An 18,024-nucleotide genomic window follows, 5' to 3' on the forward strand; every position below is an offset into this window, starting at 1 on the left:
TGTTTGGCTCTGCCCGGACGGCCACCAATGCAAGGTTTTGGAAAGATTTTTGACAGGCTACAACCGCAGCATGACTCCTTCCATATAACGGTATTGAATGCTCGACAATTTCGTAATATGCAAGCATCAAGTCCTCAAGAAAAACCTTTCTCTGCCGTATATCTATCTATGCACGCTTGCGCATGTTCCCCGGCTTTCTAATGTAGCAATCACCGCAAATCGCGATGTTGTCAGTGTTGAGTTTAACTTTGTGGAGTTATGAACTCGTCGGAAATGATAGTCGCCCTGGGAACTGGGGGTTTCCTTGCTCGCGCGACCTGGTCGCCGGCATCGCTGCATTGACGCTCTAGGTGCATACCGGATCCGATGTGAACGCTATCGCAGCGAATCCCGCCAACCCCATGAATCAGCGACACAATAGGCATCTTCAGGCTCAGCCGCTAAGATTCGCCCAAATGTATCCGTCAATTGCCGCAGCATGCGAGCGAACCGAGGGTTGCCAAAGCGCTGCCCAGTACGATGCATCGGCAACTTGACATTGGGGTATCGTTAGATGCGCGCTCGCCCTGGGATGAAGAGCTGGCACGCAGTAGCCCCCGCTTCTGCAACACTGCGCCGCTGATGAGTGCGCAGCAAGACGATGTAATGAGTCACTGAAACCACCGATGAATCGCAAAACGCTCACGCCCGCTGCCTGCGGCGACGACGCAGTCGTCGAAAATGGTCGTTTCGCCGCAACGCGCGGCAGCGGTCTAACTTTTGCACTATCTCGAAGCAAGTAGCGCGGGGGTTGAACAATGACTGCACATGCCAACGATACAACCGGCGAAGCATCCGCCCGGCCCGCTTTCGATGTCTTCAATGGCGACGCAGACGGTATCTGCGCCCTGCACCAACTCAGGCTGGCGCGACCGGCCCAAACGACGCTGATTACCGGCGTGAAGCGGGACGTAGGGCTGCTGTCACGCATTCCCTCTCCGGGTGCGGACGCGCCGATCGACGTTACCGTGCTCGATATCTCGCTCGATACCAACCATGCGGATTTGGTGAGGCTGCTCGACGCGGGCGCGCGCGTCGCCTATTACGACCACCACTCGGCACGCAAAGCCTTCCCGCATCCCCGATTGCGGCTCGCTTGGGACGACTCGCCAGCGATATGCACCAGCCTCATTGTCGATCGGGAGCTAGGTGGCCGATATCGCGGTTGGGCGATCGCGGCAGCGTTTGGCGACAACCTCGACGATTGTGCGAGCAGGCTATCGAACGAAAGCGGTTTCGGAGAACGCGAGACGGCGGCATTGCAATCGCTCGGACGCATCCTGAACTACAACGCTTATGGCGAAACCGTGGCCGACCTGCACGTCCCGCCAGCCGAGTTGTATCGCGAGCTTCAGCCCTATCGCGATCCTTTCGATTTTCTCTCCGATTCGCAACGCTATAGAGGCCTTGCGGACGCGTATCGCAGCGACACCGCGCGCCTGGAATCAATCAAGCCACATTGCGCGTTTGATGGCCTTGCTGTTTATGTACTGCCTGACGCACCGTGGTCGCGCCGCGTGTCCGGCGTGCTCGCCAATCGGCTCGCCAGTGCAGAGCCTGGCTCATCGTTCGCAGTCCTAACTGAGCGAGCCGACGGCCGTTATGCAGTCAGCGTGCGCTCGGGGGACCCAACGAGGCGGCCAGCCAATGAGCTTTGCGAACAGTTCGCGAGCGGCGGCGGGCGTCGCGGTTCCGCCGGCATCAACCAGTTGCCGGCCGGATCCCTCGGCACATTTATCGATGCCTTTCGCGCATATTTTGATCACACCCCCGTACCCGGGATCAAAAGCGCGGATCATGAGCCCGAGCAACAAAACTGAAATGCGGCCCAGCTCACTGTGTCCACTGCTCGGCCCCGACGATTTCGGTTGACCGAATTTTCCGAGCGTCGACGCGCACATGCAACGGCAGCATCGGGCTTGCGCATGACCGCAAGCGCTCCGCAGTTGACCGACCTGCGCGCCAAAGGCAAAGCGGCCCGCAATTAATTAGTAGTCCAATTTAACGTCATGAATTACATAAAAAATTCATCGGTTCATGGTAAAGTCTCGCCTCAATTCCAAACGTTAGCAAAAATGATGCGTTTGCCGTGTTGAGACGCGCTATAAGTATTCGGGAATTGTGGGATCTGTTGCTGAATTGTCTGGATCATTTCGTGATTAGCGCTGCCATTGGTCATCTTGCTGACCAACTCAACGAATTTCTCAAGCAAACCTATGCACTAACCGAGGACATCGTACTGATGTCCAGCTTGGTCGACGCGCAAGGACAGGCCCTTCCCACCACGAATAACAAGCTGGTGGTGTTCCTGACCCGCCTCGAAAAAGACACTGTCCCCTATCGTCAGCAGGCTCCCGGCCAAGCCGGTGCACCGTACCAAGTCACCAGCAGTGCGCCGGTGTACCTGAATCTGTACGTCATGGTCGCCGCCAATTTCAGCGGCGGAAATTATCCGGAGGCACTGAAATTGATCTCCGGCGCGATCGCTTTCTTTCAGCGCCATCCGGTATTTGACCATCAAGCCGCGCCTGGACTGGACGCGCGCATTGAGAAGCTGGTGCTCGATATCGAAAATCTGGACATTCAAGGCCTCAGCAATATGTGGTCGCTGCTGGGCAGCCACTACATGCCATCGGTGCTCTACAAGGTCAGAATGGTGGCGTTCGATACTGAAGACGTCATCGCACGTTTGCCAAACGTGCGCTCGACTGCCACAGCAGCCAGCCACTGAGTGATCGGCGTGCAATAGCGTGCCGCCATCGAAAACGCGATATGTCCGCCTATTCGCCATTGTTCAGCGTCAGTGTTGATCATGCCTTCTGGACTCAGCCGACATCCGAGCTGACCTGTGCTCCAACATTGGAAACGGCCGAATGGATTCGCCGCCGCGACTTGCTCGTGCGCCCGCAACGCAACGGCATTGTCGTGTTCTGCGAATCGGCTCGGCGCGAGTTGTTGTTGAACGGCCTGGAACCGGGTAGCGCACTGCTGGCGTTCAAATGGTTCGCAAATGATCCGCTCTTCTCGCGATACACGTTACCGGTCATAGAGACCAACCAAATGCTGTACCTGCGCAGCAAAAACAGCATGCACGAAAACGACGGCAGACATCGCCTCCATACCGGCGAGCATCTGGACAACTCGTTAGCGCAGCCGATGACCGCGCCCATCCTGGCACGACATCTGGAGCGCCACGACATGCTGCGCAAACCCGTGTGCGTAGTCGAAATCGACTTGGCCGATCACGTCGCTGGGCAGACCGCCGGGGCCGATTACTACGCACGCTTCTCCGCGCGCAAAAGCTTCTGGAAGTACTACTTCGTCAGCGATGCAAACGCCGCCGACATGGTCGTCGTCGACTTGGACGAAACGGTGCGCTTTGCTACTGCCGAGCCGGAGCAATGGCCGGGAAACCGGCGCGCGCTGGTATTCATTAGCGACCGTGAAATCGAAATGCAGCAGCGGTATGCGCAGCGATTCCAGTTACGGGAGCGAAGCAAGATGGGCGAGCGCGTGTTGATCCGCCGCCTACCCAATGCCGATGTGCACAAAGTCACGCAAGAAATAGTTGGTAGCAGGACAGTGTTGGTTTCAGAAATCTTCATCAATTGAACGACGCCTGAAGGAGAAATCATGGCGCAGTACAAAACACCCGGTGTTTACGTTGTCGAGAAGAGTGCTTTTCCGAACTCTGTCGTAGAGGTCGCGACGGCCGTCCCCGCCTTTATCGGCTATACCGAATTCGCCGACAACAAGGGCACCTCGCTCGCCAACAAGCCTTGGCGCATTACGTCCATGGCAGAATTCATCGCTTACTTCGGCGGGGCACCGAAGACACGCTTCTCGATCGCCGGGTTGGCTGCGCCCGCAGCGTCGGAAGCCGGTGGTGCGCCTGCGGCAAACGTTGGCTCGGCCGATTTCTCTTTCTTCGATGCCGCGACCAAAAAGCGTCAGCAATACGTGCTCAGCACCGAGGGTACGCCTTACATCCTCTACTACAGCATGTTGTTGTTCTTTCAGAACGGCGGCGGCCCGTGCTACATCGTTTCGGTCGGCAACTATGGTGACGACCTCGACGCCGACAAGATCACGGCCGGCATCGACACGCTGCTGAAAGAACAAGAACCCACGATGGTGCTGGTGCCGGACGCAGTGCACTTGAAGGCTCAGGATTGCGCTTCTGTTCAAAGCGCGCTGCTGATGCATTGCGGCTACAAAACACGCAATCGATTCGCATTGCTGGACGTGTACGACGGCTACAAGGATCGCCAAGACCCGGCCGGCGATTGCATTTCCGCGTTCCGCGAGTCCGTCGGTTCGAATTTCCTCGATTTCGGTGCGGCTTACTATCCTTGGATCAACACGTCGATCGTCAAGGACAAGGACCTCGATTTCACATCGATCGCCAATCCCGACGTGCTCACCGCTCTCATCAAGCAAGAGTTGTCGTCGATTCTCGACGCAAAGGATCCGACACCGGCGGCCAAGGTCAAGATCGATCAGATCAACGCAACGCTTGCCGCCATCACGACGACGCAGGACCAATCCAACGAATCCGCATTCGACATTCACACGGTCAACAAGACGCTCATGGCCGTGAGCAGCCTGTATCCACAAATTATTCTGGCCATCCAAAAGAAACTCAACCTGCTGCCCCCGGCTGCCGGTATGGCCGGTGTGTACACCATGGTCGACAATACGCGCGGTGTTTGGAAGGCACCGGCCAACGTCAGCATCAGCGGCGTCGTCTCGCCCGCAGTGTCGATTTCCAACGATGAGCAGGAAGATCTCAACGTCCACACCCAGGGCAAATCGGTCAACGCAATTCGCTCATTCATCGGCGAAGGCGTGATGGTGTGGGGCGCGCGCACACTCGACGGCAACAGTCTCGATTGGCGCTACGTCAGCGTGCGGCGCACGATGCTCATGATCGAAGAGTCGATCAAGCAGGCCTGCAAGGCGTATGTGTTCGAACCCAATACAGCCAACACCTGGGTGACCGTCAAGAGCATGGTGCGCAATTTCCTGACCAGCGTCTGGAAGCGTGGCGGCTTGGCCGGCGCAAGCGCGGACGATGCATTCAGCGTGTTCGTCGGTCTAGGCGAAACCATGACTGCCGACGACATTCTGGAAGGTCTCTTGAAAGTATCGGTGCTCGTGGCCGTGAGCCGCCCGGCTGAGTTCATCGAAATTACGTTCGAACAACAAATGCAGAAATCCTGATGCCGACGGCATAGCTAATCGATTTCATTTCATTCAATCGCTAAACGAGGTTTGTGATGGCAGACGACGGTTCGCAACAATCCACCAGCCTATGGCCGCTTCCCAAGTTCTATTTCCAAGTGAAATGGGATTCGCAGGTCATGTCGTTCCAGGAAGTCAGCGGCCTGGACATGCAATCGGAAGAAATCAAATATCGCCACGGCGATAGCCCCGATTTCGCCGTCATCAAGATGCCGGGCATGAAGAAGGTCGGCAACGTGACCATGAAGAAGGGCATCTTCAAGTCCGATAACAAGTTCTGGGACTGGTTCAGCCAGATCAAGATGAACACCATCAAGCGCGTGCCCGTCACGATCAGCCTGTTGGACGAAGCCGGCAAGCCGACCATGGTGTGGACGTTAGCCAACGCGTGGCCCACCAAGATCACCGGCACCGATCTCAAGGCCGAGGGCAATGAAGTTGCCATCGAGACCATCGAAATCGTGCACGAAGGCCTGACGATCGAGAACAAATAAGACGACTGTCAGCGCGAACGTACCATTCTCGTGAACTAAGCCGATGTCTTCCCTGTTCTCAGTTGTCTATCCGCCTGCCGCCTTTTATTTCAAGGTGGAGTTCGGTTCGACGCGGGGCTTGTCCGACACGTCCTTCCAGGATGTGTCCGGCATGTCTGCCGAAATCGACACCGAATCCGTCGTGGAAGGCGGCGAGAATCGTTTCGTCCACCAGTTGCCCAAGGGGGTGAAGCATCCCCTGCTCGAATTGAAGCGGGGCATTGCGCCACTGAGCTCGCCCTTGGTGACATGGTGCCGTTCGGTGTTCGAAATGGATTTCATGGCGCCGGTCGTCGCCCAGCCGATCGTGGTCAAACTGCTGAACGAGGAAGGCGAGCCGATGCGAGCATGGTCGTTTGCCAACGCCTATCCCGTGAAGTGGGAAGTGGAAAGCTTCAACTCAACCAAGAACGAAGTGGCCATCGAAAAGATTGCGCTCAGCTACACGTACTCGAACAGGCTGATTTAAGCACCATGTCGATCGAAATCAGACAGCTCAGCATCAAGGCGAATGTCGTACAGCGAGTGGGCGAGAACATCGACACGGCCGGTGGCGATACGCTCGCCGGCCATGCGCGTCGCGGCAAAAAACTGGACGAGGAAGCACGCCAAGAGATCCTGGCGGAATGCCGAGCACTGGTGCTCGATCTTCTGAGTCGGGCACGGGAGCGCTAAATGGCCATCAGCTCGGGCAAAAAGAAGAAGCTCAGCATTGCCGCCTGCAAGGTGAACGACGGGAGCATTAGCGTAGACGGCAGCAGGGATGCGTTCGAAGCGATGATCAATCCTGCCGCCTACAAACGCCAGCTCGACATCGCCTACAGCGAGCAGCATACGCTGGGCCAGTTTAGCGCGGCGCCGAAGTTCAGTGCCATTCTCCCAGAGAAACTGACGCTGCAGGACTTGGTGCTGGACGGCACCGGCGTTGTCGAGATGGCCAGCCCGAAAAGCGTCAAAGACATGATCGACGTTTTGCTGGCTGTGATCTACAACTACAACGGCCAAAAGCACGAGCCGAACTACGTGCGCCTGTTGTGGGGCACTTTCATCTTCTTCGGCCGTGCCGAATCGATTTCGATCGACTACACGATGTTCAAGCCCAGCGGCGAGCCCTTGCGCGCCAAGGTGAGCCTTTCGTTCACTGGCTGGATGAGTGCGGAGGAAAGCACGCTGCGCGCGAACCAGAGCTCCCCCGACTTGAGCCACTTGGTCGAAGTCGCGATGGGCGACACCCTACCGCTGTTGTGCAGCCGCATTTACAACGACCCGTCGTATTACCGCGAGGTCGCCCGCATCAACAACCTCACCAATTTTCGGAATTTGAAGCCGGGTACGGTGCTCCGTTTCCCGCCGCTCGTGCGACGCCATGGCTGACTCCCCGCAACTCCACAGCAGCGATGTGCTGAAGGTGACCATCACGAGCGATGGCACGCCGATCCCTGATACCGTCCAGGTCATTTCGATGGAGGTGAGCAAGGCTGTCAACCGCATCTCGACCGCGCGCCTCATCGTTCTCGATGGCGACATGCCCAACGGCGATTTCCCGGTCAGCGATCTCGACGTATTTGCCCCCGGCAAGAAAATCGTCATCAGTGCCGGTTACGGAAGCGAAGTCGCCGTGGTGTTTCAGGGCATCGTTGTCCGGCACGGCATCAAGATTGGCCCAAACAACGCGGCCTGCTTGCACATCGAATGCAAGCACAAAGCTGTGGCGCTCACCATCGGCAAGAAGAACGCCAACTACGTCGATCTGAAAGACAGCGAGATCATCAACCAATTGGTGCAATCATGCGGCGTCGAGGCCGACGTCACCGCGTCTGATACGCAGCACAAGGAAATCGTTCAGTACTACAGCACGGACTGGGACTTCATCGTCTCCCGTGCCGAAGCCAACGGCTTCCTGGTCATACCCGATGACAGCAGCGTGATCGTCAAGGCGCCCCAGACTGCCGTCGCCGCGGTGCTCCAAGTGACCTACGGCATCGATCTCATGTCGTTCCAGGCCGATATCGACGCACGCACACAACTGAAGAGTGTCGTCGGCACGGCTTGGGACCCGGCCACCCAGGCAGCGGTGCAGCAGACGAGCAGCCCCGTGACGCTGTATTCGCAAGGCAACCTCGACGCCGCCACGTTGGCCGCGATCGCAGGACCCGCCTCATACCGGCTTCAAACGCCGGTGCCGTTGGAAACCAACGAACTCACGGCCTGGACTGCGGCACGCCAAATGAAGGCCGCACTCGCCAAGATTCGCGGCAAGATGACATTTCAAGGCAGTGCCGCCGCTAAGCCCGGCGCCATGATCGACGTCGCCGGTGTGGGCAAGCGCTTCAGCGGCAGCGTGTTTGTCAGCGCCGTTCATCATGTTATCGGTGCCGGCAACTGGACCACCGAAGTCGATTTCGGTATGGCGCAAGAATGGTTCAGCGAGCAGTACGGCAGCGATACATCGGCGTCGGGGTTGTTGCCGGGCGCCTGTGGCCTGCAGATCGGCGTGGTCAAGAAGCTCGACGCCGACCCCGAGGGTCAGTACAAGATTCAGGTGTCGATTCCCGTGCTGCAGGCAGAGACCGAAGGCGTCTGGGCCAGGCTGGCGAGCTTTTATGGTTCGTCGGGCGTAGGCGCGTTTTTCATCCCCGAAATCGGCGATGAGGTGGTGATCGGTTACCTGAACAACGATCCGTCGCATCCGATCATCGTGGGCAGCCTCTATAGCAGCCAGCGCAAGATGCCGTATGAGCTGAGCGCCGAAAACTACACCAAGGCGTTGTGGACCAAGGGCTTGCTCAAAGTGGTGTTCGACGACGAGAAAAAAGTCATCACTATCGTCACGCCAGAAAACAACAGCATCGTGCTGAGCGACGACGCCAAATCGATTTGCCTGACCGACCAGAACAACAACAAGATCGAAATGAACCCGGACGGCATTTTGATCGACAGCCCCAAGGACATCGTCATCAATGCCAAGGGGAACGTCAAGATTTCGGCCGTCTCCAATATCGAGCAAAGCGCCCAGGCCGACATCAAAAGCGAGGCATTGAACATCAACAACACGGCCAAGGTGGGGTTTGTGGGCAAGGGCTCGGCTACAGCAGAGCTTTCCGCCAGCGGTCAAACCACCGTCAAGGGTGCGATGGTGATGATCAATTGATGGCTCGATACAACGCAAAACAACGCACAACGCAGACCAATTCCCCACACGCGACCTAGCAAGAGAGCTTGATGCCACTAGCAGCCCGAATTACCGACATGCATGTCTGCCCGATGCAGACGCCCGCATTTCCGGCACCGATCCCTCATGTCGGCGGCCCGATCGTCGGCCCCGGCGTGCCGACGGTTTTGATCGGGAAGTTGCCTGCCGCGGTGGTGACCGACAATTGTGTCTGCGTTGGGCCGCCGGACAGCATCGTCATGGGATCGACCACCGTGTTGATCGGCGGCAAGCCTGCCGCGCGCATGGGTGACACCTGCGCACACGGCGGCAACATCGCCATGGGCTGCCCAACTGTCATGATCGGTGGATGAGGCACGACGCATGACCGTCAACAAGTCTTTTCTCGGCACCGGCTGGGCCTTCCCACCGCGTTTCGGCAACGATGCCGAGCGGAGTGAAGTGGTTATGGTTGAGGAAGAGCAGGACATCAACGAGAGTTTGTTCATCATTCTCTCGACCACACCCGGCGAGCGCATCATGCAACCGACGTTCGGATGCGGGCTTAAGGCCTACGTATTCGATGAAATCAACGAAAGCGTGATCACCGAAATGCGCGATGCCATCGATCGCGCCATCCTGTTCTTCGAGCCGAGAATTTCGGTCAACGCGATCTCCGTGGACGAAACGAACGCCATCGAGGGGCGGCTGGACATCCGTATCGACTACACCGTGCGCGGCACGAACACGCGTAGCAACGTGGTCTATCCGTTCTACTTCCTGGAGGGCAGCAATGTCCCCTACAAGTAATACGGCGCCCCCGGCCCGTCTCAACGGCGACGTCGCATCGATGCACAATCTCGTCATCCGGGATGGCACAAGCCAGGCGATGCGTGCGTTGCCCGCATTGCAGGACGGGTATTTCAATCTCGATGAATTGTCGTTCGAGGACTTGGTGACGATGGTCACCGGGTTCGCGGCGATGGTGCGCTTTCACAATGAGAAGGACGAACCGGACGGCGACTGGAAACCGTTTTTCCGTTCCGACGAAACGGTGGTGATGTGCCGCATCTTGGCGTTCGACGTGAACGGTTGTGCAGCGCGCTTTAACGACTGGTGGCGCAAGACGCCGGAATTTGTCGGCGTCGGCGCCGCGAGCAGCAGCCCCGGCTGGGAACCGCATGCGCTGCCGATCGTCCTTCTGGTCAATGCGATCAACGATTGGTATGCAGCGCTCTCCAAGACGCAAAGCGAAGGTGGCCGCTCGTTGCGCATGGCGATTGAAAGCATCATCGTGCGACTCAATGCTGACCGAACCGGGTTGTCGGATCTTTTGCGACATGAGAGCACGGGTTTGCAGCTCGACCCGGTATGGTCCGCGCACACCGACGTTCGCCAAACCAAAACCGGACTCACTGAGCCCGAACGTTCGGAAAACGCGTTGAACAAAAGCGCGATGCGCGCCGATTTCCACGCCTTCCTGCAGGCTGCCGAGATGATCCGCAAGGAGGCGGCAGCGCGACTTCCAGCGTCACTGCAAAGCCAGCGGCACGACCCGGCTATCAGCATGCTGATCGCCTTTGCGCAACAGTTCATGAAGCTCAAGCGCAAGCTAAACCGGTTCACACAGAACTACCTCGATTTCTATTACGACGAGATGCTGGGCTGCGCGCCATTACCGGCCGTGCCGGACTACACGTGGCTCGTGTTCAAAAAGAATCCGGCGACGCGCGATGTACTCGTCCCGGCGCGTACCTCGTTCCTGGCTGGATTAGATTCGGACGATCGTGACATCCTGTATTTGGCCGACAACGACTTGGTGGTCAACGATGCCCGCGTGAGTGCTTTGCACACGCTCTACTTCGATCACAATCGTTACAGCGCGCTCGAAAACAAGCTCAGCAACGACAATGCTGCCGCGATAGCGACGGGCAGCAGCAGGCCTTGGCCGACGGCGGCCTCGTTCAATTCGATGTCGATGTCGCCGAGCGTCGACGACCCTGCCGAGACGCAAGCTTGCTCCATTCTCGGTGCGCCGAAGAACAGCAGCCTGCCCACATTATTTTCGGAAGCTCGCATCGGCTTTGCTCTCGCCAGCAACGTGCTGCTGCTCAAGGAAGGCACGCGCAAGATCAGCGTGACGATTTCATTCGAAGACGATCGCCTCGCGCGCCGCCTCGAACAGGTAGCGGCCGTCATGCACGAAAGCGGCGACGACGATGGAAACGGCAGCGATGCCTCGCACGAAGAGATTCGTCGCCAAGACATCTTTTTCAAGATCTTTCGCAGCATCTTCTTCATCGGCATTACGGGCGAGCACGGTTGGATCGACGTGCCCGATTACCTGCCCGCGTACGACGGTCAGGCCCTTACGCTGACCCTGGAATTGCCGCCAGAAGCCCCATCGGTGGTCGCGTACGATGGCGCGCTGCATGGAGAGCATTACGCCGTCGCCGCGCCGATGATCCGGTTCGTCATCAATCCGGGCGCCTACCTGTATCCATACGGCTTGCTGCGCGATTTGGCGATACTGCGCGCGCACATTGAGGTGGAGGTCAGCGGCTGCCGCGATCTGGTCTTGTATAACAACATCGGCCAACTCAGTGCAGCCGTGCCGTTCGCACCGTTCGGGCCGTTACCTCGTGTGGGCAGCTATTTGATAATCGGCAGCACCGAAATGGCCGGCAAGCGCATTTCAGCGATTGACGTGGAGATCGAGTGGGCGGATCTGCCCCAGCTCAATGGCGGCTTCGCGACCTATTACGACGGCTACGATGTCGACCTCGCCAACGACAGCTTTCTTGCGACTACGGCGGTGCTGGCCAAAGGCGCTTGGGCACCGGACCCGGAGTCGGCGCGACCGGCCGTGCGGTTATTCCGGGCCGACGCGCAACGACTCACTAATCGCGCCGTGTGGAGCGCCACCCCGATTGCGCATCTGTTCGAACCTGACGACGGTGTTCGGGTCGGCAAACCGTTGGATTACAGTCCGGGGGCCAAGCACGGCTTTTTCAAATTCACACTGGCCTCGCCGGCGTGCGCATTTGGTCATGATCTCTATCCGCACATCCTATCCTCGACGTTGACGGAAAACGCTCGCATGAAGCGTTTGCGACGCCAGCGTCCGGTGCCCCGCGCACCGTACACCCCGCAGATCAACGCCATCTCCGTCAACTACCGTGCCGGCAGCGTTATCGAGATCGATCGCCATGCAGTCGACGTCGCCGAGCGATGCAATCGGTTCATCCACCTGCATGCCGCGGGTTGGAACTCGCTCGGCGTGTCGAGCCGTCCAGCGCCTACTCTGCTGCCTCGCTTCGACTTCTCCGGCAACTTGTACATCGGCATCGACGCACCGAAACTGAGTGGCACGCTCACGTTGTTTTTTCAGCTGCGTGAAGATTCCCTGCCTTTGCCGATCGATACATCGCAGCGAGGACAACCCAGCCCTGCCGAGCCCGGATTGCACTGGTTCTATCTCGCCAACAACGAATGGAAGCCGCTGCCGCAATCCAGCGTCATCTCGGATGGCACGCAGCATTTCATGACCTCGGGCATCGTCACCTTGTCGATTCCGACCGACATCAGCGCGGACAACAGCGTCATGCCGAACGGCACGTATTGGCTGCGTGTGAGCGCCGATTGCAACCTGGATCGGTATTGCAGCTTGTATGCCGTTCACACACAAGCCGTGCAGGTGCGTCGTAGCGAAGCCGTGTCGCCACAGGTCCCAATGGTGCTGCCTGCGCAATCCATCAGTCGCAGCACGAAGCCATTGCCCGGCGTGACGAGCATTCTGCAGCCGCTCTCCTCTATCGGCGGCCGCGCAGCGGAGACTCGGGCGCAACTTCGCACGCGCGTGAGCGAACGCCTGCGGCACAAGAATCGCGCCGTTTCGGCAGCGGATTATGAAGCCTTGATCCTGCAGCACTTCCCCGAGGTCTATAAGGTGAAGTGCTTCGCCAATCTGGCGACCGACCGCGGCCCGCGCGATTGCCTACGTCCCGGCCATGTTCTGGTGGTGCCGTTGCCGTATTGGCCGACAGTCGAGCACCACGACCAGATGCCGATGCTCAACGGCAACCTGATGCACGAAATCCGTGATTTCTTGAAGACGCTGGCGTCGCCGTGGAGCGATATTTCGGTAGAGAACCCGGTGTACGAAAGGATTCAGGTTCGCTGCAAAGTGAAGTTCGCCGGAGGATTGGGCGACGGATTTTCGATCACCCAGCTTGACCGGGCGATTTCTGACTTCCTGACGCCGTGGCACAACGAATGTGGCTATCGCACCCACTTCGGTTGGCGCATCCGGCAACACGACATCGAAGCTCATATCAGCGCACTTCCCTATGTCGAGAGCGTCACCGGCTTCTCGATGTTGCGCATCGCTTCGCCCGATGCGCAAACCTATTCCTTGTCCGACACGGCCGGCAATGCGACACCCGTCGACGCGCGGAACGGCAGTATGGACATCACGCCGCTGTGCCCGTGGAGCATCGCCATCCCAGTCTCCCGACACGCCATCGACGCCATCGACGACACGTTCCAGCACAGTCCGACGCGCGCTGCGCTCAGCCGCCTTGAAATCGGTTCAACGTTCATCATTTCGAAAGACTGAAGATGCCTAGCAAATCCTTAGTGCGGCGCAATCGCGACACGCTCAAACGCAAATTCGGGGATGGCGAAATGCCGTCTGCGACGGCGTTTGCGGACCTGATCGACTCCATGCTCAACATCGTCGATGAAGGCTTCGATAAAACGGCGGAGGACGGACTCAAGGTCGCGCAATTGAGCCAGGGCAAGCTGTTGAGCTTTTACCAGAACATCGACGTCAAGAGCCCGATCTGGTCGATCCGACTCGACGGCCCGGAAGGCAGCCTATCGTTCGGCAATGGCTCAAACGACCGCGTGCTGAACTTGCGCGAGTTGAAGGCTGAGCGCGACGGCGAGGCACGCACGGCCGAATACGAACTGGACTTGGCCGGCCGCATCGTTGCCGACGGCAGGCGCGGACGCGCGGGTCGCTTGAGCGTACCGGCCGACGGCAAGTGGCACAACATCACCGACACCCTCACGGGCTGCAATGCCTTCGAAATTACGGCCGGTGTGGGCAAGCCTGGCAGCGGCAAATACGCCTTGATGCATGCGTTCACCATGATCGCTTTCAACGGCAAAAGCGAAATCGACTATCGTCAAGCGCATTTCGGCAGCAGATGCAACCGGCTGCAGTTGCAATGGGTGCCCGATCCGCAAGGCGCGCGCCATGCCTATGTATTGCAGATGCGCGTGGGTTGCTCGTATGACGATCGACGCAATCCCAAGGACAAGACTTGGGTGTCGTACTACATCACCAATTTGTGGTTCGACCCATTGATGGAGGCCTGCGCACAAGATCCCGAAGCCAAGGTGAAATCGTGAGCCGGAATGTCGAACGCGCAAACATGCAAGCCTTGGAAATGGCATTGACCGCGGATGAGGCCAATCTTGTCATCACCGCACTGGCCGAGCGTCCGTTCAAACTCGTGTATGAACTCATCGGCAAGCTCAATCGCCAAGCCAACGTCGCCGCACAAACCCAGGCCGACGGGAGCGCGTATGTCTCGTTGCTCCATGCAAGCGAGTGGATGCTGATCCTCGATGCCCTGGGCTACCTTCCTTACCGCCAGGTCAGTGCGCTGGTGGAGACTTTGCGTCTACAGATGCAAGCGGGATTCGACGATGCAGGCCGCGCGCCGAAAGAGGCCCGCGCGGCAGTGAAACGTGGCGCGTCGAAAGGGAATCGCTGAGTGATGAAAACGCCCGATTACATCGATAGGATCGGACCTGATCCAGACGGTCTCGATTTCGATGCCTTGAGAAAGTCGGGCATTGCCATGCTGCAGTCGCTTTCTGGCGAAAGATGGACCGATTACAACCTGCACGACCCCGGCGTCACCATTCTCGAGCAGCTTTGTTACGCCCTGACCGATCTTGCTTACCGCTCCGAATTCGCACCCGAGGATTACTTGGCGGGGCCATTCGGCAAGATCGATTTTGCGCGGCATGCCCTCCACCGCGCCGATGACATCCTGCCAAGTCAGGTGCTGACGGCTGACGACTATCGCAAGATCCTCTACGACACGATTCCAGAAATCGAGGATGTCTGGCTGACGCTTAGCAGTACTAACGAAGAAAGCGCTTATGCCGGCCTGTACCGGATATCGATCAAAGTCTGCGACCGTCTTCAAAGCGACCTCCCTCCCGATGAACAGGCCCGGCTGGCTGAGCGGGTAAAGCACCGCGTCATCGACGTGTTCAATCGGCACCGTAACCTCGGCGAGGATATCGGCGAGGTGGTCGTTATTGGCACGCAGGCTGTCTTTCTTTGCGGCGATATCCAGATTCATAGCTCGCGCGATCCCGCCGCGATTTTTGCTGAAATCTTCCTTCGCTGCGCCCAGCAGGTGGTCTCAGGCTTCAGCGTCGAGCGTTACGTCGATGCACAGGCGGGCGGCACCTCGTTGGAGACGCTGTTTTCCGGCCCCCTGACGGTGCACGGACGCATCGTCGATACCGGGGCCAACGTGCCCGGTGCGGCGATCCCCATTGCCCGGCTGATTTCCGTGGTGCAGGCCGTCGAGGGCGTCACGCAAATCCAGCGTCTGGCCTTATGCGATGAGAACGGCCAGTTGGTGCAAGGCGACAGCATCGGTGGCAAGGTATTACGTTTGCAATTTCCGGAGAAATCGCAAAGCACATTCCTGCGCCTGCATTTCGCCAGTAGCGCCGTCTCACACTACCAAACGCCGACATCGGTGCAAAGCACACGTCTGCAGGAAGCGAAGGCGGAGTTCATTCTCGAAGACGCGCGTGGTGCGCTTCGCAAGGCACAATTCGAGTTCGATGCCGCCCGCAACACCCCGCAACCACGGCAACAAGTCGTGCCTGAGCCGCAAGGCGTGCAGCGCCCGGTTCGCGATTACTACTCGATTCAGCACCAGTTCCCCGCAATCTACGGCATCAGCAGCGCCGGCGTGCCATCTTCGGCGCCGCTCACACACAAGGTCAGCGCGCATCAACTAAAGGCGTACCTCTTCCTCGCGGAACAGTTGATGGCCAACTATTTGGAGAATCTGCAAGCCATCCCGCAAGTGTTCTCCAACGACGATGTGCAGCACACGTATTTCTCGCAGACGCTCGACAATCAGGCGTTGCCGGACATCGAAAGCCTATACGTCGATGCGCCCGAATCCATCAGTGCAACGCTGGCGCGCATCGTTGCGGGGGTAGACAAACCCGAAGATCGTCGCAGCCGATTGATCGACGTGCTATTGGCGATGTACGGCCAAGAGTTTTGGCAGAGATCACTGCGTCGTTTCGGTGATTACGAAGACCGCCATCTGATGCGGTGGGTGGTCGACAACAAGCTGACGTTCCTGAAACACATCGTGACGCTGACTCGCGATCGCGCAACGGCGTTCGACTATACAAAGGGGACGGCGCGGGAGGACGGCCGCCCTAACCTCGCGGGCATCAACACCAAAATCGCGATCCTGCTGGGCCTGCCCCCGACACCATCGCCCCGAGATTTGTGCCATCAGCTGCGGCATTACTCACTGCGGCTGAGTACCGCCGACGAAATATCGGCGGCAGACTATGCCCGCGTTGCGGCACATCTGACCGGACTCGCCGGACAAGGTGAGGAAGGTGAGGTGGACCTTGGCCAACCCGAGCCGGCCCAAGAAATTTTGCCGGCGCCCTTGTTGACCCAGGGCGCCCGCCTGGAGAACTACACTCTGGAGCAACGCAGCGACGCAGTGCATGTGCATTTCCAAACCCACGATGCCCGAGTCGGCACAGTGTCGCTGGGTAGCCACGTGCACATGGGCGACGCGGATCGATATGTGCGGCAACTACACCGCTTCATTTGCCACCTCAATGGGGAATCAGAAGGGTTTTATCTCGTCGAGCACGTGTTGTTGCGGCCGCGTGAGGCCGGCGATGCCAACGTCGCACACAGGGACGCCGATTTCTACAACAGCCGTGTGAGCCTTATATTTCCTGGCTGGTCTGCGCGCTTCAGCGATCCCGACTTCAGAGCTCTTGCGCAAGAGACGGTCTGCCGCAATTTGCCGGCCCATCTGTATCCGGAATTTCATTGGCTCGATTTCGCGGCGATGCGCTATTTCGAGCATCGCCACCAGATCTGGCTGAACGCGCTGCGCAGTGATTCGAAAAGCGCTGAGCCACAACGCCTTAACGCCGCTTGCGCCAACCTGGCAAAGTTTCTTATGCGCCGCCGCAACGACGTGCCCCGAACCTATTGGCTGTGACAGACGTGAGCGCCAACCACCGCATCGACGAACTGCTGTTCGACATTGCATTCGCCTCGTTCACACCAGAGATGATGCACACCGATGCGATACGCGCTTTAGTCGTCGACACTCTCTTGCCCGTGTTGGATCGTGAATTCGATCAGTATTCGGATGACGACTTCATCTTGCGAATCGATTCACTCGAAATCAACGTCGGCAACGTGACCGAAGCCGAGTTGCCGGCAGCCTTGGCTGAGAGTCTCAAGAAAGCGTTCGAGCAGACACTGCAGCACGGCAGTGCGTCTTCGCCTACGGCACGCCCTATCCCGCGCAGTCGCGACGACGTCCAGAAGCTCCTGACATTCCTCGCCGACGGTTTGATGCCTTGGACGCCGGACGTTCGCGCGCAGGCCGTCCATGAGCAATTGCTGGAAAGGATATTGCGACAAGGCGTCGACACATTCTTGCCCGCTCTGCGGACGTCGCCCGTGCGCGGCGTCCTGCTGGCACGGCTCGTACGCCAGTTCCCGGTGGAGCAATTGTGGGCATTGTTGCGGCAGCTCGCCGCGCAGCATGCCGACGTCCTCATGGCACGTTTTGATGCGCTGCAAGCCCTGTTGCAGGAGGCGGCACTGGATCGTGCTACAGCGACCACGGCCATGCATGCTGCATGGGAGAGCCTCCTCACGATATACATGGAACCGCATGCGTCGCTGCCAACGTTCGTCGCGCTGCTAAAACCGGCAGTGGCCGCGATCGCAGC

The 18,024-nt window shown here is 58.5% G+C and carries 16 protein-coding genes; all 16 read left to right on the forward strand.

Annotated features, from left to right (window positions below):
* Window positions 1-797: 797 nt before the first annotated feature.
* On the forward strand, window positions 798-1,859 hold the full coding sequence (locus VL598_RS14730) for a DHHA1 domain-containing protein (RefSeq protein ID WP_325327467.1): 1,062 nt from the start codon (window positions 798-800) through the stop codon (window positions 1,857-1,859).
* A gap of 335 nt (window positions 1,860-2,194) precedes the next feature.
* Window positions 2,195-2,770, forward strand: a complete 576-nt coding sequence (locus VL598_RS14735; RefSeq protein WP_325327468.1) for a DUF4255 domain-containing protein — start codon at window positions 2,195-2,197, stop codon at window positions 2,768-2,770.
* Between the two features lie 41 nt (window positions 2,771-2,811).
* Window positions 2,812-3,651: a hypothetical protein gene (locus VL598_RS14740; RefSeq protein ID WP_325327469.1), complete on the forward strand. Its 840-nt coding sequence runs from the start codon at window positions 2,812-2,814 to the stop codon at window positions 3,649-3,651.
* A 21-nt stretch (window positions 3,652-3,672) separates the two neighbouring features.
* Window positions 3,673-5,262 carry a phage tail sheath family protein gene (locus tag VL598_RS14745; protein WP_325327470.1) on the forward strand — a complete coding sequence of 530 codons (1,590 nt, stop codon included), beginning with the start codon at window positions 3,673-3,675 and terminating at the stop codon, window positions 5,260-5,262.
* Between the two features lie 56 nt (window positions 5,263-5,318).
* The gene (locus VL598_RS14750) at window positions 5,319-5,777 is read left to right on the forward strand and encodes a phage tail protein (RefSeq protein ID WP_325327486.1); all 459 of its coding nucleotides are present in this window, start codon (window positions 5,319-5,321) and stop codon (window positions 5,775-5,777) included.
* Between the two features lie 43 nt (window positions 5,778-5,820).
* Window positions 5,821-6,285, forward strand: a complete 465-nt coding sequence (locus tag VL598_RS14755) for a phage tail protein (protein ID WP_325327471.1) — start codon at window positions 5,821-5,823, stop codon at window positions 6,283-6,285.
* 5 nt (window positions 6,286-6,290) lie between these two features.
* Window positions 6,291-6,491 carry a DUF5908 family protein gene (locus VL598_RS14760; protein ID WP_325327472.1) on the forward strand — a complete coding sequence of 67 codons (201 nt, stop codon included), beginning with the start codon at window positions 6,291-6,293 and terminating at the stop codon, window positions 6,489-6,491.
* Window positions 6,492-7,190 (forward strand): peptidoglycan-binding protein, encoded by a 699-nt coding sequence (locus tag VL598_RS14765; protein WP_325327473.1) that lies wholly within the window; start codon window positions 6,492-6,494, stop codon window positions 7,188-7,190.
* Window positions 7,183-8,967, forward strand: coding sequence for a type VI secretion system tip protein VgrG (gene vgrG, locus VL598_RS14770; protein ID WP_325327474.1), 1,785 nt, complete (start codon window positions 7,183-7,185; stop codon window positions 8,965-8,967). Before VL598_RS14765 ends, vgrG begins: the two co-directional genes overlap by 8 nt.
* Before the next feature lie 71 nt (window positions 8,968-9,038).
* Entirely contained in the window at window positions 9,039-9,341 is a 303-nt protein-coding gene (locus VL598_RS14775; protein ID WP_325327475.1) for a PAAR domain-containing protein, read from the forward strand.
* Between the two features lie 10 nt (window positions 9,342-9,351).
* Window positions 9,352-9,777 carry a GPW/gp25 family protein gene (locus tag VL598_RS14780; protein WP_325327476.1) on the forward strand — a complete coding sequence of 142 codons (426 nt, stop codon included), beginning with the start codon at window positions 9,352-9,354 and terminating at the stop codon, window positions 9,775-9,777.
* Window positions 9,761-13,585 carry a baseplate J/gp47 family protein gene (locus VL598_RS14785; protein WP_325327477.1) on the forward strand — a complete coding sequence of 1,275 codons (3,825 nt, stop codon included), beginning with the start codon at window positions 9,761-9,763 and terminating at the stop codon, window positions 13,583-13,585. Before VL598_RS14780 ends, VL598_RS14785 begins: the two co-directional genes overlap by 17 nt.
* A 2-nt stretch (window positions 13,586-13,587) precedes the next feature.
* Entirely contained in the window at window positions 13,588-14,385 is a 798-nt protein-coding gene (locus tag VL598_RS14790) for a hypothetical protein (protein WP_325327478.1), read from the forward strand.
* A gap of 23 nt (window positions 14,386-14,408) precedes the next feature.
* Window positions 14,409-14,753 carry a hypothetical protein gene (locus VL598_RS14795; protein WP_325327479.1) on the forward strand — a complete coding sequence of 115 codons (345 nt, stop codon included), beginning with the start codon at window positions 14,409-14,411 and terminating at the stop codon, window positions 14,751-14,753.
* Between the two features lie 3 nt (window positions 14,754-14,756).
* Window positions 14,757-17,279 (forward strand): hypothetical protein, encoded by a 2,523-nt coding sequence (locus VL598_RS14800; RefSeq protein WP_325327480.1) that lies wholly within the window; start codon window positions 14,757-14,759, stop codon window positions 17,277-17,279.
* A 5-nt stretch (window positions 17,280-17,284) separates the two neighbouring features.
* A partial coding sequence (locus tag VL598_RS14805) for a contractile injection system tape measure protein (protein WP_325327481.1) occupies window positions 17,285-18,024 on the forward strand: 740 nt, incomplete at its 3' end.

This window comes from Trinickia sp. (genome assembly GCF_035492435.1).
Lineage (GTDB): Bacteria > Pseudomonadota > Gammaproteobacteria > Burkholderiales > Burkholderiaceae > Trinickia.